At 71.7% G+C, this 20870-nt stretch carries 16 protein-coding genes; 13 read left to right on the top strand and 3 right to left on the bottom strand.

Translation table 11 applies throughout. The annotated features are described in order from the left end of the window. Positions 1-84: 84 nt before the first annotated feature. Both ACZ69M_RS20770 and ACZ69M_RS20765 read left to right on the top strand, forming a co-directional pair. Positions 85-828, top strand: a complete 744-nt coding sequence (locus ACZ69M_RS20770; protein ID WP_470051668.1) for a hypothetical protein — start codon at positions 85-87, stop codon at positions 826-828. Between the two features lie 265 nt (positions 829-1093). After that, on the top strand, positions 1094-2224 hold the full coding sequence (locus ACZ69M_RS20765) for a glycosyltransferase family 4 protein (protein WP_470051666.1): 1131 nt from the start codon (positions 1094-1096) through the stop codon (positions 2222-2224). A 15-nt stretch (positions 2225-2239) separates the two neighbouring features. Here the strand turns inward: ACZ69M_RS20765 and ACZ69M_RS20760 are convergent, their stop codons facing one another. The 3 genes from ACZ69M_RS20760 to ACZ69M_RS20750 form a co-directional block, all read right to left on the bottom strand. Beyond that, positions 2240-3892 carry a PucR family transcriptional regulator gene (locus ACZ69M_RS20760; protein ID WP_470051664.1) on the bottom strand — a complete coding sequence of 551 codons (1653 nt, stop codon included), beginning with the start codon at positions 3890-3892 and terminating at the stop codon, positions 2240-2242. Between the two features lie 57 nt (positions 3893-3949). After that, on the bottom strand, positions 3950-5287 hold the full coding sequence (locus ACZ69M_RS20755) for an FAD-binding protein (RefSeq protein WP_470051662.1): 1338 nt from the start codon (positions 5285-5287) through the stop codon (positions 3950-3952). 194 nt (positions 5288-5481) lie between these two features. Then, positions 5482-7290 (bottom strand): glycoside hydrolase family 15 protein, encoded by a 1809-nt coding sequence (locus tag ACZ69M_RS20750; protein ID WP_101405965.1) that lies wholly within the window; start codon positions 7288-7290, stop codon positions 5482-5484. A 490-nt stretch (positions 7291-7780) separates the two neighbouring features. Between ACZ69M_RS20750 and ACZ69M_RS20745 the strand changes: the two genes are divergently transcribed. The 11 genes from ACZ69M_RS20745 (at position 7781) to ACZ69M_RS20695 (ending at position 20862) form a co-directional block, all read left to right on the top strand. Further along, a complete protein-coding gene (locus ACZ69M_RS20745; RefSeq protein WP_067364904.1) occupies positions 7781-9430 on the top strand; it encodes a CTP synthase in 1650 nt (549 codons plus the stop codon). Positions 9431-9516: 86 nt separating this feature from the next. Next, positions 9517-10143 (top strand): NUDIX domain-containing protein, encoded by a 627-nt coding sequence (locus tag ACZ69M_RS20740; RefSeq protein ID WP_470051659.1) that lies wholly within the window; start codon positions 9517-9519, stop codon positions 10141-10143. Between the two features lie 193 nt (positions 10144-10336). Continuing rightward, positions 10337-12457, top strand: a complete 2121-nt coding sequence (locus ACZ69M_RS20735) for a tetratricopeptide repeat protein (RefSeq protein ID WP_470051657.1) — start codon at positions 10337-10339, stop codon at positions 12455-12457. A 165-nt stretch (positions 12458-12622) separates the two neighbouring features. Next, positions 12623-13747 (top strand): alanine dehydrogenase, encoded by a 1125-nt coding sequence (gene ald, locus ACZ69M_RS20730; RefSeq protein ID WP_352051355.1) that lies wholly within the window; start codon positions 12623-12625, stop codon positions 13745-13747. Between the two features lie 423 nt (positions 13748-14170). Further along, positions 14171-15298 carry a ParA family protein gene (locus ACZ69M_RS20725; protein WP_075027827.1) on the top strand — a complete coding sequence of 376 codons (1128 nt, stop codon included), beginning with the start codon at positions 14171-14173 and terminating at the stop codon, positions 15296-15298. After that, positions 15283-15852 carry a hypothetical protein gene (locus ACZ69M_RS20720; RefSeq protein ID WP_075027826.1) on the top strand — a complete coding sequence of 190 codons (570 nt, stop codon included), beginning with the start codon at positions 15283-15285 and terminating at the stop codon, positions 15850-15852. Before ACZ69M_RS20725 ends, ACZ69M_RS20720 begins: the two co-directional genes overlap by 16 nt. An 18-nt stretch (positions 15853-15870) precedes the next feature. Continuing rightward, positions 15871-17028: a segregation and condensation protein A gene (locus ACZ69M_RS20715; RefSeq protein ID WP_470051654.1), complete on the top strand. Its 1158-nt coding sequence runs from the start codon at positions 15871-15873 to the stop codon at positions 17026-17028. Continuing rightward, positions 17025-17681 (top strand): SMC-Scp complex subunit ScpB, encoded by a 657-nt coding sequence (gene scpB / locus ACZ69M_RS20710; RefSeq protein WP_351699047.1) that lies wholly within the window; start codon positions 17025-17027, stop codon positions 17679-17681. Before ACZ69M_RS20715 ends, scpB begins: the two co-directional genes overlap by 4 nt. Further along, the gene (locus ACZ69M_RS20705; protein ID WP_470051652.1) at positions 17681-18853 is read left to right on the top strand and encodes a pseudouridine synthase; all 1173 of its coding nucleotides are present in this window, start codon (positions 17681-17683) and stop codon (positions 18851-18853) included. The genes scpB and ACZ69M_RS20705 overlap by 1 nt, the downstream gene beginning before the upstream one ends. 243 nt (positions 18854-19096) lie before the next feature. Continuing rightward, on the top strand, positions 19097-19840 hold the full coding sequence (locus ACZ69M_RS20700; protein WP_470051650.1) for an NUDIX hydrolase: 744 nt from the start codon (positions 19097-19099) through the stop codon (positions 19838-19840). Next, the gene (locus ACZ69M_RS20695) at positions 19837-20862 is read left to right on the top strand and encodes an ADP-ribosylglycohydrolase family protein (RefSeq protein WP_352051360.1); all 1026 of its coding nucleotides are present in this window, start codon (positions 19837-19839) and stop codon (positions 20860-20862) included. Before ACZ69M_RS20700 ends, ACZ69M_RS20695 begins: the two co-directional genes overlap by 4 nt. Positions 20863-20870 lie beyond the last annotated feature (8 nt).

Genomic DNA, 20870 nt, shown 5'->3' with positions numbered 1-20870 from the left:
TCCGCTCCGCGGCAGCTCTCCCGCCCCTTCGGCCGCTCCGCGGCCCCCGAACCAGCCCGCTCCGCGGGCCCCTGGAGTTGTCGCGTGATCACCAGCTTCGGTACCGCCGTCGCCGTCACCCGAGCCACCCTCGCAGGCCTGCGCACCAAGACCCCGGGCGGCCCGGAGCGCTGGCAGCGCACGAACTACGCCGGGCGCACCGTCGAGTTGTACGCCGGCCCCGCCACCGCCCTCGGAGCGGCGCTCGCGGCCGCGCGCGTCCACCGGGGTGCCGGGGCCGCGGTCCTGGCCGCCGGGGTGTGCGGCGCGTACGACGACGTGGTCGGGGCGGGGGACCCCCGCCGGGGTTTCCGGGCGCATCTGGGGGCGCTGAAGGACGGGGAGGTGACCAGCGGGGCGGTCAAGCTGTTCGGAATCTCGGCCGCGGGGCTGGTGGCGGGGGCGCTGCTCAAGGAGCGGCCGGTGGACAAGCTGCTCGCGGGGGTCGTGATCGCCGGGAGCGCGCACTTCGTGAACCTCGTGGACGTCCGTCCGGGGCGGGCCGCCGGTGCGGTGCTCGCGCTGGGGGCCCCGGGGCTGCTGCGGGGCGGGCCCGCCGGGCTCCTGTCGGCCGCGGCGATGGGTGCGGCGGCGGCCGTGTTCCCCGACGACCTCGGTGAGCGCGCGATGATCGGCGACACCGGGGCCCACGCGCTCGGCGCCGCGCTGGGCAGCGCGATCGTCGCGGGCAACGGGCGGGCCGGGCTCCTCGCCCACGCAGCGGCGCTGGTGGCCGCGACCGTGTACGGGGACAAGGTGAGCGAGGCGGTCGCGCGACCGCTGGGGTGAGGGGCGGACAACTCGTCGCGAAGGACAATCCGACGCGCGGGACAACCCGTCGCGAAGACACGCGACTTGTCACTCTTGTGGGTGACAGCTGTCGTCGAGGTGGGCGCTGCGCCGCGAGGGTTGCTCCGATGGCGGTCCCGGAACACCCGTACGGCCTGGCATCCTTGGCGTAGTACGCGGAGCACGACGTGCGGTACACCCCCTCTGCTTTTCCCTCTGTACGTTCTCCGTGCCCGTCCGACGCCGAACCAGGAGCCCCGGCCACGTGAGCCACGTGAGCAGCTACTCACCGCACGGTCAGTCGCCGCTGCGCACCGTGCAGGTGCTCGGCGGCGCAAGCGCGGGCAGCAGCGCGCATGTGCGGTCGCTGGCCTCGGGGCTCGTCGCCCGGGGGGTGCGGGTCACCGTGTGTGCACCCGCCGAGGCCGACCTCGCGTACGGGTTCAGTGGCGTCGGCGCCCAGCACGTTCCCGTGCCGCGCAGCAGCGATCCGGCCGCCGTGGCCGCGCTGCGGGTGGCCTGCGCGGACGCCGATCTCGTGCACGCGCACGGGCTGCACGCCGCGCTGCGGGCCGCGCTCGCGCTCAGCGGGCGGCGCATCCCGCTCGTCGTCACCTGGCACACCCGTTCGCATGCGGAGGGTGCGCGGGCGCATCTGCTGCGGCTGCTGGAGCGGCGGGTCGCCAGGGCCGCGTCGGTGGTGCTGGGTTCCTCGTCCGACCTCGTGGACCGCGCCCGCAGGCGCGGGGCGCGGGACGCCCGGCTCGCGGCCGTCGCGTTCCCGACGCCACGCAAGGCCGTCGAGTACGGGGACCCCGACCGGCTCCGCCACAAGGCGCGGGCCGAACTCGGCGCCACCGACCGCCCGTTGCTCATGGCCGTCGGTTTCCTCGACCGGCACCGCGGATACGACACGCTGCTGGACGCCTCGCGCGCGTGGCGCTCGCTCGACCCCGTGCCGCTCCTGGTGATCGCCGGGGAGGGGCCGCTGCGGGCGGCCCTCCAGCGGCGGATCGAGGACGAGGAGCTGCCGGTGCGGCTCGTCGGTCGGCGTGACGACGTCTCCGAGCTGCTTCTGGCCTCCGATCTCGCGGTGCTGCCGAGCGGTCGGGAGTCCCGCTCCGTGCTCGCCCAGGAGGCCCTGCACGCGCGGGTGCCGCTCGTCGCGACGGCCGTCGGAGGTATCCCCGAACTGGTCGGCGACGCGGCCGAACTCGTTCCGAGCGCGGACGCCGACGCGCTCGCCGCGGCCGTCGTACGGCTGCTCGGGGACGACGATCGCCGGGAGTTGCTCAAGGAGCGGGGAGTGCGCCAGGCCACGACCTGGCCGACCGAGGACGAGACCGTCGCCCAAGTGCTCAGTGTCTACGACGAGTTGACCCAGACCAGGCCCTAGGAGCCGTCCGCCGGCTCAGGGCACGTGCCGTCGCGCTCGCAGTGCCAGGCTCAACGCCAGTACCGTCTGCGGGTCGTCCAGGTCCGTGCCCAGCAACTCCCCGATCCGGGCGAGGCGGTTGTAGAGGGTCTGCCGGTTCAGGTGCAGCTCGCGGGCCGTCTCCGCCTTGCGGCCGGCGTGCGCCAGGTATGTCTCCAGGGTGGGCAGCAGCGGCGGCTTGGAGCGGAGGTCGTGGTCGCGGAGGGGACCGATGGCGCGGTCCACGAAGGCCGCCAGGTCCGGATGGTCACGCAGCCGCCACAGGAGCAGGTCGGTGTCGAGGCGGCGGGCGTCGTACCAGGGGCGGTCCGTCAGGCCCTGCGCGGCCGTCGCCGTCTCCGCCGCGTGCCGCAGGCCGGCCGAGGCCGCCGCCCAGCCGCCCGCGACCCCGACCACCACCACGGGCGGCTGCGCGCCCGGCCGCTGCATGCCCGCGCGCTCCACGCCCGCCCTGAGGGCCGCCGCGACCCGGTCCGCGACCGCCGCCCGCTCGGACTCCGAACGCAGGCCCAGCAGCAGGGGGACGCGGCCTTCCACCGGGCGTACGCCCAGAAGGACCGGCACGCCCACCGAGGCCAGCTCCTCCGCGACCGCGCGCGCCAGGACGGCCCAGCCGCCGCCGGGGGAGGGGCCGTCGGCGAGCCGCATCACGACCGGCAGGAGCGGGCTGTTGCCGGGCTTGAAGCCGAGCACGCGGGCCTGTGCGGGGGCGTCCTCGGCGGCGATACGGCCCTCCGCGAGGTCGGTGAGGAAGTCGCCGCGTCCGCGTGCCGCGAGCTCCTCCTCCTGGCGGGCCTGCATGAGGACGACGGCCAGGATGCCCGCGGCCCGTTCCGCCGCGATCCGGTGCACGGGGGCGACCGGGGCGCTGACGGGCAGGAGGACCAGCCGGGCGCGTACCGAGCCGGTGCCGGGGCCGCCGCCCGGCACGTCCACGAGGGTCGTCCCGGCGGGCGGCTCCTCCTTGTGCTGGCCGCGCAGCCCCTCCCACACCTGGAGCGGATCGGCGCCGGCGGAGCCGGCCCCCGCGGCGTACAGGAGCTGTCCGTCCGCGGTCTCGAGGAAGACGGGGTTGCCGCTGAAGTCCGCGAGGATGCCGAGGACCTGGGGTATGCCCCCGCCGCCGAGCAGGGCCTCGGTACAGCGCCGGTGCACTTCCTCGGCCCGTTGCAGCAGCGCGTAGTGGCCGTTGACGATCTCGGTGTGGATCTCCTCCGTGACCGCCACGAAGGGCACCTCGCGGTGCAGCTGGACCAGCGGGAGACCGGCGGAGCGGGCCGTCTCCACGAGGGCCGAGGGCAGCCGGGTGAAGCGCGGGCCGAGCTCCACGACGAGCGCCGCGATACCGCGCTCCGCGAGGGTGCGGACGAACGCGCGCTGGTCGGCGGGGCGGGTGCCGAGGCCGTAGCCCGTGGTCAGGAGCAGTTCACCGCCCTTGAGGAGCGAGGCGATGTTCGGGACCTCGCCCGCGTGCACCCAGCGCACGGTGCGGCCCAGCCGGTCGGCGCCCGCGAGGATCTCCGGCAGCCCGCCGCGCAGCCCGGGCAGCTCCAGCGCCCGCTGCACGGTGATTCCGGCGCCCTGGGTGTCGTATCGACTGTCCAAGTGGCTGTCCAAACGGCTGTCCATGCAGCGGACGGTACCCGGGGAGGCCTCCCGGAAGCATGTCCGAGGCCGGGCCGCTCACTACCGGGGCAGGATGTTGTGGTTGAAACGGAAGACGTTGTCCGGGTCGTACGCGGCTTTCACCGCGGCCAGCCGGCGGATGTTCCCGGCGCCGAGGCCGGCCACCACGCGGTCGGCTCCCTCGTCGCCGACGAGGTTGAGGCAGACCGCGCCGGTGCTCCACGGCCGGAAGGCGGCACGCACGTCCTCGACCCACTGGACGCAGCGCCTGTCGTCGGCCGGGTTCTCCCACATCCCGAAGGGGTGCACGGTCCACCGGGCGTCCCGGAACGGCACCGGGAAGCGGTCCGGGCCTGAGGCGATCGCGCCGCCCTGCGGGAACAGCGAGTACCGGGTGTCCGTGGGCACGGGCATGGCGTTCCCCAGCTCGCAGAAGGCGTCCACGGCCTCGTCGGGCAGACCGGTCAGGGATTCCGCGGAAGAGTGGTTCCGCAAGCCGGGCCGGCTGTCCAGGATGCGCTGGAAGGCGGCGTAGGGGAGGGGTGTGAGGATCAGGGCCTCGTGCGGCAGCGCCAGCAGCGGCCGGGCGAGCTTGCGGAGGTCCTGCTCGGGGCCCGGGTACGTCAGGAGCGCGTCGACCAGCTGGGTGCGGATGATGCCGCCGCCGGTCTCCGGCGGGGCGGCCTCGATGATCTCGCGGTAGGTGCGGACCACGTCCGGACAGGACTCCGGGCGGTATGTCAGCAGGGCGATCGAGAAATCCGGCAGCGGGTGCGGTCTGAGGGTCAGTGCGGTGGCGACGCCGAAGTTGCCGCCACCGCCGTGCAGGGCCCAGAAGAGTTCCGGGTTCTCGTGGTCGGTGGCCTGGATCTGCGAGCCGTCGCACGTGACCAGTTCGACGCCGAGCAGGTTGTCGACGGCGAGGCCGAAGGCGCGGTCGAGCCAGCCGGTGCCGCCGCCGAGGGCGAAGCCGGCGACGCCCGTGGTCGAGTTCCGGGCGCCGGTGGTGGCCAGGCCGTGGGGCCGGGTGGCCTGGTCGAGGTGGCTCATGAGGGCGCCGCCCTCGACCCGTACCGTCCGGGAGCCGGGGTGGACGGTCACCGTACGCATCCGGCGCAGGTCGATGACCAGGCCGTTGTCGTTGAGCGACATTCCGGCCGGGCTGTGGCCGCCGGCTCGGATCGCGATGTGGAGATCCAGGTCCCGCGCGAAGCGGACGCACTGGACCACGTCCGCCGTGGTCGCGCACTGGGCGATCACTGCGGGGTGGCGGTCGATGCGGGCGTTGAAGACCTTGCGGGCGTTGTCGTAGCCGGAGTCCTCCGGCCTGAAGGCGTCGCCGGTCAGGGCCCCGCGCAGGGCGGCGAGACGGGTGTGGGCTTTTGAGAAGGGGGACATCGCAGGTGCCCCCTTTTTCAGGAGGGGACGGGACTGCTTTCAGCCTAGGGGCTTGCGTGAGGCTGCGGGCCGGTGGGGACCGGTCGCGCAGTTCCCCGCACCCCCTGAACAAGGCAGCGGCCCGTGTCGCTGAAGAAAGGCGGTGGCCCGCCACTCCCCCGAAAGGGGAGCGCGGGCCGCTGTCGCGGTCGTGGTCAGCCGCCGTATGCCCCGCTTGCCGTCAGCCTCAGGGCCGTGTCGATCAGAGGCACGTGGCTGAAGGCCTGGGGGAAGTTGCCCACCTGGCGCTGGAGGCGGGGGTCCCATTCCTCGGCCAGGAGGCCCAGGTCGTTGCGGAGGGCCAGGAGCCTTTCGAAGAGCTTGCGGGCCTCGTCGACGCGGCCGATCATCGCCAGGTCGTCCGCCATCCAGAAGGAGCAGGCCAGGAAGGCCCCCTCGTCGCCCTCGAGGCCGTCCACGCCCGCGTCCTCGCCGGTGGTCGGGTAGCGCAGGATGAAGCCGTCCGGGGTGGACAGCTCGCGCTGGATCGCCTCGATGGTGCCGATCACGCGCTTGTCGTCCGGGGGGAGGAAGCCCATCTGCGGGATGAGGAGCAGCGAGGCGTCCAGCTCCTTGGAGCCGTACGACTGCGTGAAGGTGTTGCGCTCCTTGTCGTAGCCCTTCTCGCACACGTCCCGGTGGATGTCGTCGCGCAGTTCGCGCCACTTCTCCAGCGGGCCGTCCGCGTCACCGGACTCGATGAGCTTGATCGTGCGGTCGACCGCGACCCAGGCCATCACCTTGGAGTGCACGAAGTGCCGGCGCGGGCCGCGGACCTCCCAGATGCCCTCGTCCGGCTGGTCCCAGTGGTCCTCCAGATAGCGGATCAGCTTCAGCTGGAGGAGCGAGGCGTAGTCGTTGCGGGACAGGCCCGTCATGTGGGCCAGGTGCAGGGCCTCGGTGACCTCGCCGTAGACGTCCAGCTGGAGCTGGTGCGCGGCGCCGTTGCCGACCCGTACGGGGCCCGAGTTCTCGTATCCGGGCAGCCAGTCGAGCTCCGCCTCGCCCAGCTCCCGCTCGCCCGCGATGCCGTACATGATCTGCAGGTTCTCCGGGTCGCCGGCCACGGCGCGCAGCAGCCATTCGCGCCAGGCGCGGGCCTCCTCGCGGTAGCCGGTGCGCAGGAGGGAAGAGAGGGTGATCGCCGCGTCGCGCAGCCAGGTGTAGCGGTAGTCCCAGTTGCGTACGCCGCCGATCTCCTCCGGGAGGGAGGTGGTGGGCGCGGCGACGATGCCGCCCGTGGGGGCGTACGTCAGGGCCTTGAGGGTGATCAGGGAGCGGACGACGGCCTCGCGGTAGGGGCCGTGGTACGTGCACTGGTCGACCCAGTCGCGCCAGAAGTCCTCGGTGGCCTCCAGGGCCTGCTCCGGCTCGGGCAGCGCGGGGGGCTTCTTGTGCGAGGGTTCCCACGAGATGGTGAACGCGATCCGGTCACCGGGTGCCACCGTGAAGTCCGCGTACGTGGTCAGCGCCTTGCCGTAGGTCTCGCAGGCGGTGTCGAACCACACCGAGTCGGGTCCGGCGACGGCGACCGTGCGCCCCTCGTGCTTGTGCACCCAGGGCACGACACGGCCGTACGAGAAACGCATCCGCAGCGCGGAGCGCATCGGGACCCGGCCCGTGACGCCTTCCACGATCCGGATCAGCTGGGGCGCGCCGTCACGCGGCGGCATGAAATCGGTCACTCGGACCGTGCCGCGTGGGGTGTCCCACTCGGATTCGAGGATCAGCGAGTCGCCGCGGTACGAGCGGCGCGCCGCCGTCGGCGGTTCGGCGTCGGCCGCGTGGGCGGGCCCGAGCCGCCAGAATCCGTGTTCCTCCGTGCCGAGCAGTCCCGCGAAGATGGCATGAGAGTCGAAGCGGGGCAGACACAGCCAGTCCACTGTGCCGTCCCGGCAGACCAGTGCTGCGGTCTGCATGTCTCCGATGAGTGCGTAGTCCTCGATGCGCCCGGCCACGTGCATCTCCAGTCGAACGGCCACGTCGCCCCCGAGGGGCGGTCGCTCTGCGGTCAGGGAACAGGAACGTTAAAACGTTAGAAGAATGAACGTTAGAACGTTGGTAAAGCGTCGCTGCGGAACGTCAATTATCGGTGCGATTGTCGTTGCGAAACGAACTGACGAGCTCTCGTGGTTCCGGGATACGGGCGGGGATGGTGCCGTGTGCCGGCCGGACTCGGCAGCGAGTGTCCGAGCAGGATACGACGCACGTGGGTGGTCCGCGTGCCGCTCCAGGCAACCCGACTGGTCCGATCGAGTGAGTGCTGTGTGTGGTCTGTGCCGATGTGTGTGCGCAGCGTGGCCGGAAGCAGCCTCCTCGGGTCGCTGATACCCTGGTAGCCCGTGGACCGGTGGGCAAGAAACCCCCGAACCGCAGCGACGGCACCTCCGGAAATCTTCGGACACCACGCCGGTACGCACCCCAGACCGCGACCACGGGAGCCCCCTCTTGGCCATGCCGCCCAAATCCACGACGACCAAGCACATCTTCGTCACCGGGGGTGTCGCCTCCTCCCTCGGTAAGGGCCTGACCGCCTCCAGCCTGGGTGCGCTGCTCAAGGCGCGGGGCCTGCGGGTCACCATGCAGAAGCTCGACCCCTACCTGAACGTCGACCCGGGCACCATGAACCCGTTCCAGCACGGCGAGGTGTTCGTCACCAACGACGGCGCCGAGACCGACCTGGACATCGGACACTACGAGCGCTTCCTCGACGTTGACTTGGACGGCTCCGCCAATGTCACTACAGGGCAGGTGTACTCGACGGTCATCGCCAAGGAGCGGCGCGGCGAGTACCTGGGCGACACCGTGCAGGTCATCCCGCACATCACCAACGAGATCAAGCACCGCATCCGGCGGATGGCGACCGACGACGTCGACGTCGTCATCACCGAGGTCGGCGGCACGGTCGGCGACATCGAGTCGCTGCCCTTCCTGGAGACCGTCCGCCAGGTCCGGCACGAGGTCGGCCGGGACAACGTGTTCGTGGTCCACATCTCGCTGCTGCCGTACATCGGCCCCTCCGGAGAGCTGAAGACCAAGCCGACCCAGCACTCGGTCGCGGCCCTCAGGAACATCGGTATCCAGCCGGACGCGATCGTGCTGCGCGCCGACCGCGAGGTGCCCACCGCCATCAAGCGCAAGATCTCGCTGATGTGCGACGTCGACGAGGCGGCCGTGGTCGCGGCCATCGACGCCAAGTCGATCTACGACATCCCGAAGGTGCTGCACACCGAGGGCCTGGACGCCTACGTCGTGCGCAAGCTGGACCTGCCCTTCCGCGACGTGGACTGGACGACCTGGGACGACCTGCTCGACCGCGTCCACAACCCGCTCCACGAGATCAACCTCGCGCTCGTCGGCAAGTACATCGACCTGCCCGACGCCTACCTCTCGGTCACCGAGGCGCTGCGCGCCGGCGGCTTCGCCAACAAGGCCCGCGTGAAGATCAAGTGGGTCACCTCGGACGACTGCAAGACCCCGGCGGGCGCCGCGAAGCAGCTCGGCGACGTCGACGCGATCTGCATCCCCGGTGGCTTCGGCGACCGTGGCGTGTCGGGCAAGGTCGGCGCGATCCAGTACGCCCGCGAGAACAAGATCCCGCTGCTCGGCCTCTGTCTCGGCCTGCAGTGCATCGTGATCGAGGCCGCGCGCAACCTGGCCGGCATCCCGGACGCCAACTCCACCGAGTTCGACTCCGCCACCGCCCACCCGGTCATCTCCACGATGGCCGAGCAGCTCGACATCGTGGCGGGCGAGGGCGACATGGGCGGAACGATGCGCCTGGGCATGTATCCGGCCAAGCTCGCCGAGGGCTCCATCGCGCGCGAGGTGTACGACGGCAAGGAGTACGTCGAGGAGCGTCACCGCCACCGCTACGAGGTGAACAACGCCTACCGCGGCGAGCTGGAGAAGAAGGCCGGTCTGCAGTTCTCCGGCACCTCCCCGGACGGCAAGCTCGTGGAGTACGTCGAGTACCCGCGCGAGGTGCACCCCTACCTGGTCGCGACCCAGGCGCACCCCGAGCTGCGCTCCCGCCCGACCCGCCCGCACCCGCTCTTCGCGGGCCTGGTCAAGGCCGCCGTCGAGCGCAAGACGGGCAAGTAGCACAAGGGCTGTACGGTGGCCGGGGTACGCGTCTTTTGGGATGCGTGCCCCGGTTTTCGTTCGGTGCGTAGGAGGAACAGGGCGACATGACGATCAAGGACACCCCCGAGGAGTGGGAAGTCAGGGCCACCGCGACTCCCTTCGTCGGCAACAAGACGTCCGTCCGCACCGACGACGTGGTCATGCCGGACGGATCGGTCGCCCGCCGCGACTACCAGGTCCACCCCGGCTCCGTGGCCGTCCTCGCCCTCGACCACCAGGACCGCGCGGTGGTGCTGCGCCAGTACCGGCACCCCGTGCGCCACAAGCTGTGGGAGATCCCGGCCGGGCTCCTCGACGTGCCCGGTGAGAACCCGCTGCACGCCGCCCAGCGCGAGCTGTACGAGGAGGCGCACGTCAAGGCCGAGGACTGGCGGGTGCTGACCGACGTCTACACCACCCCGGGCGGCTGCTCCGAGGCCGTCCGGATCTTCCTCGCCCGCGATCTCTCCGAGGCCGAGGGGGAGCGCTTCGAGGTCGAGGACGAAGAGGCCGACATGGAGCTGGCCCGGGTCCCCGTCGACGACCTCGTGCGCGGGGTGCTCGCCGGCGAACTGCACAACAACTGTCTCGTCGTGGGCGTCCTGTCCCTGGTCGCCGCCCGCGGCGGCGACGGACTCGACGCGCTGCGCCCGGCCGAGGCGCCCTGGCCGGCCCGCCCGTTCGAGTCCTGACGCACCCCGGACGCCCCTCTCCCGCGACCGGATCCCCGACCGGACACCATCAGTCCTACGATCGGCTGATCCGATCGGGGGACGTCCCCGCCGTGCTCCGCCCGGATCGTCGCAGAGCGTGAACTAGGCTCTGGAAACGCCCGAACCGGAGTCCCGGCGGGCTTGCGCGCGCAGTGGGACGGGAGCGTGGCCCGTGGCGGATCAGGCGGTGGACACAGACGGCACGAAAGTGTCGTCGGCGGGGCGGCGCCCGGCTGCCGGGTCCGCTCCTACGGAGGGTCAGTTCCTCGGCCGCACACGAGAGTTGAAGGAACTCAGGGTCGACATCGAGCGCGCGGGCCTGGACACCCTCGCGGGCCGCAAGGCACCCCGCGCGCGCGTGCTGCTCATCGCAGGCAGGCCCGGATCGGGCCGCACGGCGCTCGCCGAGGAGCTCGTACGGCAGGTTGCGGGGAGTTACCCGGACGGGGTGCTGCGCGCCCGGCTCATCGAACCCGACGGCACCCCCGTGCCCACCGAGCGCACCGCGCGGGAGCTGCTGAGGACCCTGGAGCTGCCCGCGCCGGCGGGGGCCGCCGCCGACGACCTGAGCGAGGCGGTGCGCGAAGCCCTCGCCACCCGCCGCGTCCTGCTGCTGCTCGACGACGCGGCCGACGCCGAGCAGGTCGACGCGCTGCTCCCGGACACCCCCGAGTGCCTGGTCGTCGCGGTCTCCGGCGGGCCGCTGACCGGCATCGCGGACGTCCGCCCCTGCACCCTGGGCGGCCTGGACACCAAGTCCGCGCTCGAACTGCTCGACCGCTTCACCGGCTCGGTGCGCATCACCGTCGACCCGCTCGCGGCCGAGGGACTGGTCGAGGAGTGCGCCGGTCAGCCCGCCGCCCTGCGCCTCGCGGGAGGCTGGCTCGCCGCCCGCCCCACCTCGGCCGTCGCCGACCTCGCCAAGCAACTGCGCACCGAGGGCGACGAGAGCACCCCGCTCGGCCGGGTCTTCCACCTCGTCTACACCGCGCTGTCCGCCACCGCCGCGCGGATACTGCGTCTGCTCTCGCTCGCCCCCGCCGGCCTCATCGACCCGCACACCGCGTCCGCGCTGGCCGGCTGCTCGGTGGACACCGCACGGGCCGCGCTGGACGACTTCGTCGGCTTCGGCCTCCTGCGGCCCGTCGAGTCGCGGCTGCCGCAGTACGAGGTGCCCGGCTGCCTGCTGCCGCTGCTGCGCTCCCTCGCCGAGAGCCAGGACCGCCCGGCCGAACTGCAGCTGGCCCGCGCCCGGATGCTGGAGCGGACCGTACGGCTGCTGGTGTCCTGCCGCGCCATCACCGAGACCGACAACGCGCCCGCCCGCGAGAAGCTCGCCACGCTGCCCCCCGAACTGCGCTTCCCGACCCCCAGGGCGGCCGAGGACTGGCTGCGCGTCCGCCAGCCCGCGCTGCTGGCCGCGGCCCGGCTCGCGGTCGCGGACGGGGAGCTGGACACCCTGGCCAGGCGGCTGATGGCCGCGCTGGTGCGGGCGATGGTCGCCCACTTCGGCACCCGGGCCGCGGCGCCCGAGCTGTACGGCATCCACCGCCTCGTCCTCGATGTCGCCGAGCGCCGGAACCTGCCCCGCGAGCAGGCCGCGGCCCTGCTGAACCTCGCCGACCTGGACGCGCAGACCGGCCGCACGGCCGACGCCCTGACCCGCTACCGGGCCGCCCTGGACGCCGGACGCGAGGCGAACGACCCGTATGCGACCGGCCGCGCGATGGAATCCGTAGGCAGTGCCCACCAGGAGCTCGGGGACCACGACCGGGCCGCCGACTGGTACGGCAGGGCGCTCGCCCAGCGCCTGGCGCGCGACGAGCGGGTGGACGCCGCCCGGCTGTACGGCCGTATCGCCACCGCGCACACCTACGCGGGCCGCTACGGCGAGGCGATGCGCAACTGGCGCGCCGCCGTCACCGGACACCGCAGGAACGGCGATGTGCCCGCTCAGGCACGGGCGTTGAGCGAGCTGGCGCGCGTCCAGGAGTACGCCGGGCGGCCCGAGGAGTCGCTGCGCACCTGCCACGAGGCGGTCGAGTGGGCGCGCCGCGCCGAGGACCACCGGCTGCAGGCCGCGCTGCAGCTCCGGCTGGCCGACACCCTGGACCGGCTCGGCGACCCCGCCGCGGCGCGACTGCACCGCAAGGCCGCCGAGCGCATGCTGGGTGATGAGCTCCCGGAGAGCGCGACGGCCATGGAAGACATGGAACACACAGCAGGCACCACAGAAGCCACGGAACAAGACGCTAACGCCTGCGAAATCCGTAGTACATCCGTCGAAGATTGATGCATTGAAAGGCTAGACAGAGCGAACCCCTTCATTAGACTGGCTCCGCCGCGTTCTTTCGTGGTGTCTCCCGATGCGCCCCCGTGCATCCGGGTATGACATGCATTGCCCCGGCTTGCATCGCCCCGGCCGTGCATAGCCCCAGAACCCTCTGAGTCAAGGACCGTGATCGACGTGAAGGTCGGCATCCCCCGCGAGGTCAAGAACAACGAGTTCCGGGTGGCCATCACCCCCGCCGGTGTGCACGAGCTGGTGCGCAACGGCCACCAGGTCGTCGTCGAGCGGAACGCCGGTGTCGGCTCCTCGATCACGGACGACGAGTACGTTTCCGCCGGTGCGCAGATCCTGGAGACCGCCGACGAGGTCTGGGCCGCCGCCGACCTGCTGCTGAAGGTCAAGGAGCCCATCGCGGAGGAGTACCACCGCCTCCGCAAGGACCAGACCCTCTTCACCTACCTGCACCTGGCCGCGTCCAAGGAGTGCACCGACGCGCTCCTGGAGTCCGGCACCACGGCGATCGCATACGAGACGGTCGAGCTGCCGAGCCGCGCGCTGCCGCTGCTCGCCCCGATGTCCGAGGTCGCGGGCCGCCTCGCCCCCCAGGTCGGCGCCTACCACCTGATGGCCGCCAACGGCGGCCGCGGTGTGCTGCCCGGCGGTGTCCCCGGTGTGCTGCCCGCCAAGGCGGTCGTCATCGGCGGCGGCGTCTCCGGCTGGAACGCCGCGCAGATCGCCATCGGCATGGGCTTCCAGGTGACCCTGCTCGACCGTGACATCAACAAGCTCAAGGAGGCGGACAAGATCTTCGGCACGAAGATCCAGACCGTCGTCTCCAACGCCTTCGAGCTCGAGAAGGCCTGCCTCGAGGCCGACCTCGTCATCGGTGCGGTCCTCATCCCCGGCGCCAAGGCCCCGAAGCTCGTCACCAACGAGCTGGTCTCCCGGATGAAGGCGGGAAGTGTTCTTGTCGACATCGCGATCGACCAGGGCGGCTGCTTCGAGGACTCCCGCCCGACCACGCACGCCGAGCCGACCTTCCCGGTCCACAACTCGGTCTTCTACTGCGTCGCCAACATGCCCGGCGCCGTGCCCAACACCTCCACGTACGCGCTGACCAACGCCACGCTGCCGTACATCGTGGAACTGGCCAACCGCGGCTGGGCCGAGGCGCTGCGCCGCGACCCCGCGCTGGCCAAGGGCCTCAACACGCACGACGGCAAGGTCGTGTACCGGGAGGTCGCGGAGGCGCACGGCCTGGAGCACCTCGAGCTGGAGTCCCTGCTCGGCTGAGACACCGAAGGGTGACCGGACGAGTGGCCGGCTGACCCATCAATCAGCAAAAGGCGATACGTCAACACAGGTCGTCAACGCCCCGCACCCGGCCGGACCTTGCCCAGCGAGGTCCGGCCGGGTGTGTGTCGGGTCACTTTGCGACACTCGTTCAACTCGCCACGAACGTAACCCTTTAACCGATTCGCACACCCGTGAATCCTGCTGTGCGACGGCCTTACGCCCTTGACAGAGGGGTGTTCGGTTGCCGACACATCGGGTCGGGTCCGGCGGATTGTGTTGCTGCGGACCGGTGACACGCCATAGAGTCGCCAACCGTCGGCATGGTGCCACGCTGACCTATCTAGAAGTTTCCTGGTCACCAAGGAGGTAAGACGACTTGTGAATGAGTCGACATTTACTCCCGGGGGTGGTCAACCAGGAATGCCGGCGCGGGGCCAGGGCCCCACGGGGCTCGAGGCTGTCGGCTCCGTCGCTGTCCGAACCTTCGCAGCGCAAAAGAGTCCCCGGATGACTCAGACAGCACACCAGAGCATGGATGGCCATCACGTGAACGCCATGGCCGGCAACGGAAGTGGCGGGAACCACACCCACTTCGCCGACTACGACGAACTGCCCGAGGGGCACTTCTACGACCCCGACGCCGAGTACGAGCCCGATCCGGAGTACGCGGCCACGCTCGCGCCCGACGCGGCCCGTCAGCGCCGTGAGCGCGTCGGACCGACCGGACGCCCGCTGCCCTACTTCCCGATCCCGGGTCCGCTGACCAGCCACGGCCCCGCGACGATCATCGCGATGTGCAACCAGAAGGGCGGCGTCGGCAAGACGACGTCGACCATCAACCTCGGCGCCGCGCTCGCGGAGTACGGACGCCGGGTCCTGCTCGTCGACTTCGACCCGCAGGGCGCGCTCTCCGTGGGCCTCGGCGTCAACCCCATGGAGCTCGACCTCACCGTCTACAACCTGCTCATGGAGCGGGGCATGGCGGCCGACGAGGTGCTCCTGAAGACGGCGGTCCCGAACATGGACCTGCTGCCCAGCAACATCGACCTGTCCGCCGCCGAGGTGCAGTTGGTGTCCGAGGTCGCGCGCGAGTCCACGCTCCAGCGCGCGCTGAAGCCGCTGATGGCCGACTACGACTACATCGTGATCGACTGTCAGCCCTCGCTCGGCCTGCTCACCGTCAACGCCCTCACGGCGGCCCACAAGGTGATCGTGCCGCTCGAGTGCGAGTTCTTCGCCCTGCGCGGTGTCGCGCTGCTCACCGAGACCATCGAGAAGGTCCAGGAGCGGCTCAACCCCGAGCTGGAGCTCGACGGTATCCTCGCCACCATGTACGACTCCCGCACGGTGCACAGCCGTGAGGTGCTCGCGCGTGTGGTCGAGGCGTTCGACGATCACGTCTACCACACGGTGATCGGCCGGACCGTCCGCTTCCCGGAGACCACCGTCGCCGGTGAGCCGATCACCACGTACGCCTCCAACTCCGTCGGTGCCGCCGCCTATCGCCAGCTCGCCAGGGAGGTGCTCGCCCGGTGTCACGCCGAGTGAGTCTGCCGGGGGCCGACGAACTGTTCCGTACCACCGGGGGCATGGCGCTCCAGTCCTCCACCCCCACCCGCCGGACCAACGGCGAGGCCCGGGTACCGGCTCCGGCCGGTGAGAGCGACCCGGCCGCCGTCGCGGAGGACGCGCCGCAGTCGGTGCCCGTGCAGGGCGGTGACGGCGAGGGCGACGAACACGTGGCGGCGGACGCCGAGGCGGACGCGGGAGAGTCCCGCAGCCGGGGTACGGCCCCGGAGCGCTCGGCGCGGCGCCAGGCGACGCAGGAGGGCGCCGGCGGGCAGCCCGCCCGCGGCAGCAAGCGCTCCCGCGCCGCCAACCGGCGGCCCAGCGGGCGGGAGCGGCACGACGAGAAGATCACGGTGTACGTGTCCGCCGAGGAGCTCATGGACCTCGAGCACGCCCGGCTGGTGCTCCGCGGGGAGCACGGGCTCGCGGTCGACCGCGGCCGGATCGTCCGCGAGGCGGTCGCCGTCGTACTCGCCGATCTTGAATCCCGCGGGGACGCGAGCATCCTCGTACGACGGCTCCGCGGGCGGTAGCGGTAGCCTGCGACGGCTATGACCCCGAACGACACCTCTGTCCCCGCCGGCTCCGGCGGCCGTCGCCGTGTCCTGGGGCGGGGCCCCGGCGCGACGCCGGTCCCGACGGAGGAGCGTGACGGGCGGCCCGAGGAGCGCGTCGAGCCGGCCGAGGGGCTGCCGGCCGACGGTCGAGCCGAGCCGGTCGAGGAGCCTGTCGAGGAGACCGTCGAGGCCGCCGCGGAGACGGCGCCCGAGCCTCCGGCGGCGCACCCTCCGGCGGACACGGCGCCCCAGCCTTCGGCCGGGCCTCCCGCACAGGCCGAGGCCGGTGACGGGGTCTTCAAGGTGCGGCTCGCGAACTTCGAGGGGCCGTTCGACCTGCTGCTTCAGTTGATCTCGAAGCACAAGCTCGATGTCACCGAAGTGGCGCTGTCCAAGGTCACCGACGAGTTCATGGCGCACATCAGGGCGATGGGGCCCGACTGGGACCTCGACCAGACGACCGAGTTCCTGGTGGTCGCCGCGACGCTGCTCGATCTGAAGGCCGCCCGGCTGCTCCCGGCCGCCGAGGTCGAGGACGAGGCGGATCTGGCGCTGCTGGAGGCCCGGGACCTGCTGTTCGCGCGGCTGCTCCAGTACCGCGCCTACAAGCAGATCGCGGACATCTTCAACGCCCGGCTGGAGGAAGAGGGCCGCCGCTACCCGCGTACCGTCGGGCTCGAAGCCCACCACGCCGAGCTGCTGCCCGAGGTGGTCATCAGCATCGGGGCGGAAGGATTCGCCAGGCTCGCGGTGAAGGCGATGCAGCCCAAGCCCAAGCCACAGGTGTACGTCGACCACATCCACGCCCCGTTGGTGAGCGTGCAGGAGCAGGCCGGGATCGTGGTGGCGCGGCTGCGGGAGCTCGGGGAGGCCAGTTTCCGCGCCCTCGTCGAGGACACCGAGGACACCCTCACCGTCGTGGCCCGGTTCCTGGCCCTGCTGGAGCTCTACCGGGAGAAGGCCGTCGCCCTCGACCAGGAGGAGGCGCTCGGGGAGCTCATGGTGCGCTGGACGGGCGGCGACGGCGACGGCCAGCCGAGGGTGACGGACGAGTTCGACCGTCCGCCGGAGGCGGCCAAGGACGACAGGGCCGGGGACGGCGGTACCAAGGACGACAAGATCAAGGACGGCGCCAAGGAGGACAAGGCGTGAACCAGGAGACCACCGACGTCCCGGCGGGCCTGCGTACCGTCGCCGACCTCGATCTGAAGCCCGCCCTGGAGGCCGTCCTCATGGTCGTGGACGAGCCCGCGACCGAGGAGCACCTCGCGAAGATCCTGGAGCGGCCCAAACGGCAGATCAAGGACGCGCTGCGGGAGCTGGCCGACGAGTACACCGTCCAGGGCCGCGGTTTCGAGCTTCGGCTCATCGCGGGGGGCTGGCGTTTCTACACCCGGCCCGAGTACGCGGCGGCCGTCGAACGCTTCGTTCTCGACGGGCAGCAGGCCCGGCTCACCCAGGCGGCGCTCGAGACCCTGGCGGTCGTCGCGTACCGCCAGCCGGTCAGCCGATCCAGGGTCTCGGCGGTCCGCGGAGTGAACTGCGACGGTGTGATGCGCACCCTGTTGCAGCGCGGTCTGGTCGAGGAGGCGGGCACGGAACCCGAAACAGGTGCGATCCTGTACGTGACGACGAACTACTTCCTGGAGCGAATGGGCCTGCGCGGTCTGGACGAGCTCCCGGAGCTCGCGCCCTTCCTCCCCGAGGCGGACGCGATCGAGGCCGAGACGCTGGAAGGGGTCCCGTCGTTCGATCCGGATGCACCGGATGCAGATGCAGACGACACGACGACGACGGAACTTTGATGCGAAGCAGTGGCAGCGGCAGTGGCAGGAACAGCGGGCGCGGCAACCCGCGGGCGACCGGCGGGGGCAGCAACCCGCGGGGGACCGGTGGGAGCGGCAGCCCGAGGGGGACCGGTGGGAGCAGCGGCGCACGTGGGACCGGTGGGAGCGGCTCCCAGGCGAGGAGCGCGGGAGGGCGCGACGACAGGCCGAAGCGTCCCAGCAAGCCCCGCCCCGAGGAGCGCCGCTACGACGTAGGCCCCGGGGCCTCGCCGGACGGCCCGAAGTCCGGCCGTGGCAACGCGGCGCGCGGCGGAGCCAAGGGCGGCCCCAAGCAGGGCCAGCCGCGCGGCGGACGTACGGAGCCCTCGCGCTCCCGCGAGTACGAGACGCGGACCGAGGAGCGCAACCGGGACCGGTACGCGGGCAAGAAGGACATCAAGCTGCCCAAGACCTTCCCGGGCGCCGAGCAGGAGGGCGAGCGCCTGCAGAAGGTGCTCGCGCGTGCGGGCTACGGCTCCCGCCGCTCCTGCGAGGAGCTGATCGAGCAGGCCAGGGTCGAGGTCAACGGCGAGATCGTCCTGGAGCAGGGCCTGCGCGTCGACCCGGAGCACGACGAGATCAAGGTCGACGGGCTGACCGTGGCCACGCAGTCATACCAGTTCTTCTCGCTGAACAAGCCCGCCGGTGTGGTCTCGACCATGGAGGACACGGAGGGCCGGCAGTGCCTCGGTGACTACGTGACGAACCGCGAGACGCGGCTCTTCCACGTCGGGCGGCTCGACACCGAGACCGAGGGCGTCATCCTGCTCACCAACCACGGCGAGCTGGCGCACCGGCTGACCCACCCCAAGTACGGCGTGAAGAAGGTCTACCTCGCGCACATCGTGGGTCCCATCCCGCGCGACCTGGGCAAGCAGCTCAAGGACGGCATCCAGCTGGAGGACGGGTACGCCAAGGCGGACCACTTCCGCGTCGTCGAGCAGACCGGCAAGAACTACCTCGTCGAGGTGACCCTGCACGAGGGCCGCAAGCACATCGTGCGCCGTATGCTCGCGGAGGCCGGATTCCCGGTCGACAAGCTCGTGCGCGTGGCCTTCGGTCCGATCACCCTGGGCGACCAGAAGTCGGGCTGGCTGCGCCGCCTGTCGAACACCGAGGTCGGGATGCTCATGCAGGAGGTCGATCTCTAGGCCTCGCCCGACGGCCCTGGAGGGCGCTGTGCGCCCTCCGCCCGCCTTCACCGCCCGTGGGGAGCCTGACGGGCTTTGACGCTCTCCAGGGGCCGCTGAGGGCTTCTGTCACGGATGTGCCGACAGCATGGATGTGTCGAGAGCACGGATGTGCCGAGAACCGCGCCCGAGGTCTTGTAGGGCGCGGTTCGGCTTTTTATAGTCGTACTGACTATTACTCGTGCGGAACCGGGGGCGGGTGACTTGCGCGCAAGGGGAGGCCTCGCTCCCGAGGGCTACGACAAGTACGCCTTCGAACCCTTCGCCGTCACCGTCGACCTCGCCGTCCTGACCGTCCGCGCGGGCGCACTCGAGGTGCTGCTCGTCGAACGGGGGCAGGAACCGTACGCCGGCCGCTGGGCACTGCCCGGCGGCTTCGTGCTGCCGAAGGAATCCGCGGAGACGGCCGCCCGGCGGGTACTCGCCGTCGAGACCGGCATCCCGGACCTCTCCCGCCTCCACCTGGAACAGCTGCGGACCTACAGCGAACCCGACCGCGACCCGAGAATGCGGGTCGTCTCCGTCGCGTTCGCCGCGCTGCTCCCCGACCCTCCCGAGCCGCACGGCGGCGGTGACGCGGCCCAGGCCCGCTGGCTGCCGTACGGCTCGGCCGGCCCGCTCGCCTTCGACCACGTCCGCATCCTCGCCGACGCCCACGAACGCGTCGGCGCCAAGCTCGAGTACACCTGTCTCGCCACGTCCTTCTGCCCGCCCGAGTTCACCCTCGGTGAGCTGCAGCTGATCTACGAGACGGTGTGGGGCGCCGTCCTCGACCGGCCCAACTTCCGGCGCAAGGTCCTCGCCACACCCGGGTTCGTCGAACCGGTCCAGGGGGCCGCACGCCTCACCGGAGGCCGCGGCAAACCCGCCGCGCTCTACCGCGCGGGCGGCGCCACCGCCCTGCAGCCACCCCTGCTGCGCCCCCCTTCGGAAGGACGGCCCTCATGACCACCACCCCGACGCTCGCGAAGCACGCCGCCACCGGATCCCTGCTCGGTCTCGCCCTCGGCGACGCGCTGGGCTTCCCGACCGAGTTCAACGACGTCCCCTCGATCCTGGCCAAGTTCGGCCCCTGGCGGGAGATGAAGCTGCCGCGGCCCGCGATCGTCACGGACGACACGCAGATGACCCTGGCGCTGGGGCGGGGGCTGCGTACGGCGATGGACCGCGGCCTGCTCACACCGCTGCGGATGGAACGGCCGGTGCGCGAGGAGTTCGTCGACTGGTACCAGTCGCCCGACAACAACCGCGCGCCCGGCCGCACCTGCCTCGTGGCCTGCAACCTCCTGAAGACCGAGGGCCGGCCCTGGCAGGAGGCCAGCCAGATCGGCTCCAAGGGGTGCGGGGCCAACATGCGGGTGGCGCCCGTCGGGCTCGTACGGGGGCTGAGCGAGGAACAGCGTTCGGGTGCCGCGCAGTTGCAGGCCGCGCTCACCCACGGCCATCCCACCGCGCTCGCCGCCTCGGACCTCACCGCCCACGCCGTGTGGCTCCTCGCCGGTGGCGCCGAGCCGACCGAACTGATCGGCCTCCTGCGCGCGTACGCCCAGGAGAACCGCGGCCGTTACCTCTCCCGCTGGCTCGGCGACCTGTGGACCCGCAGCCAGGACCCCACACCGGAGCACTTCATCGAACGCGGGTGGGACGAGTGCCTGGAGGTCCTCGACCGCCTTCAGGACGCCGTGCGCACCGCCTCGCCCGAGAGCGACCCGTGCCTGGCCACCGGCGCGGGCTGGATCGCCGAGGAGGCGCTCGCCACCGGACTGCTCTGCTTCCTGCAGTTCGTCGACGAGCCCGTCACCGCGCTGCGCCGCGCGGCCTGCACATCCGGCGACTCCGACTCCATCGCCTGTCTCACGGGCGCGTTCGCCGGCGCCCACCACGGCTCCGACGCCTGGCCGACGGAGTGGGCCGACCGCATCGAGTACCAGAGCGACCTCATGTCGCTGGGGGCGCTCTGGGACGCCTGAGAGACGGC

The sequence above is a fragment of the Streptomyces sp. NPDC107454 genome (assembly GCF_055582885.1).
This window is presented reverse-complemented; position numbering and strand designations above follow the sequence as displayed.

Bases quoted from the DNA above. Each gene is read 5' to 3' on its own strand.
- ACZ69M_RS20760 (WP_470051664.1), bottom strand. From the start codon at position 3,892: ATGGACAGCCGTTTGGACAGCCACTTGGACAGTCGATACGACACCCAG.
- ACZ69M_RS20755 (WP_470051662.1), bottom strand. From the start codon at position 5,287: ATGTCCCCCTTCTCAAAAGCCCACACCCGTCTCGCCGCCCTGCGCGGG.
- ACZ69M_RS20750 (WP_101405965.1), bottom strand. From the start codon at position 7,290: ATGCACGTGGCCGGGCGCATCGAGGACTACGCACTCATCGGAGACATG.
- ACZ69M_RS20745 (WP_067364904.1), top strand. From the start codon at position 7,781: ATGCCGCCCAAATCCACGACGACCAAGCACATCTTCGTCACCGGGGGT.
- ACZ69M_RS20740 (WP_470051659.1), top strand. From the start codon at position 9,517: ATGACGATCAAGGACACCCCCGAGGAGTGGGAAGTCAGGGCCACCGCG.
- ACZ69M_RS20725 (WP_075027827.1), top strand. From the start codon at position 14,171: ATGCCGGCGCGGGGCCAGGGCCCCACGGGGCTCGAGGCTGTCGGCTCC.
- ACZ69M_RS20715 (WP_470051654.1), top strand. From the start codon at position 15,871: ATGACCCCGAACGACACCTCTGTCCCCGCCGGCTCCGGCGGCCGTCGC.
- ACZ69M_RS20705 (WP_470051652.1), top strand. From the start codon at position 17,681: ATGCGAAGCAGTGGCAGCGGCAGTGGCAGGAACAGCGGGCGCGGCAAC.
- ACZ69M_RS20695 (WP_352051360.1), top strand. From the start codon at position 19,837: ATGACCACCACCCCGACGCTCGCGAAGCACGCCGCCACCGGATCCCTG.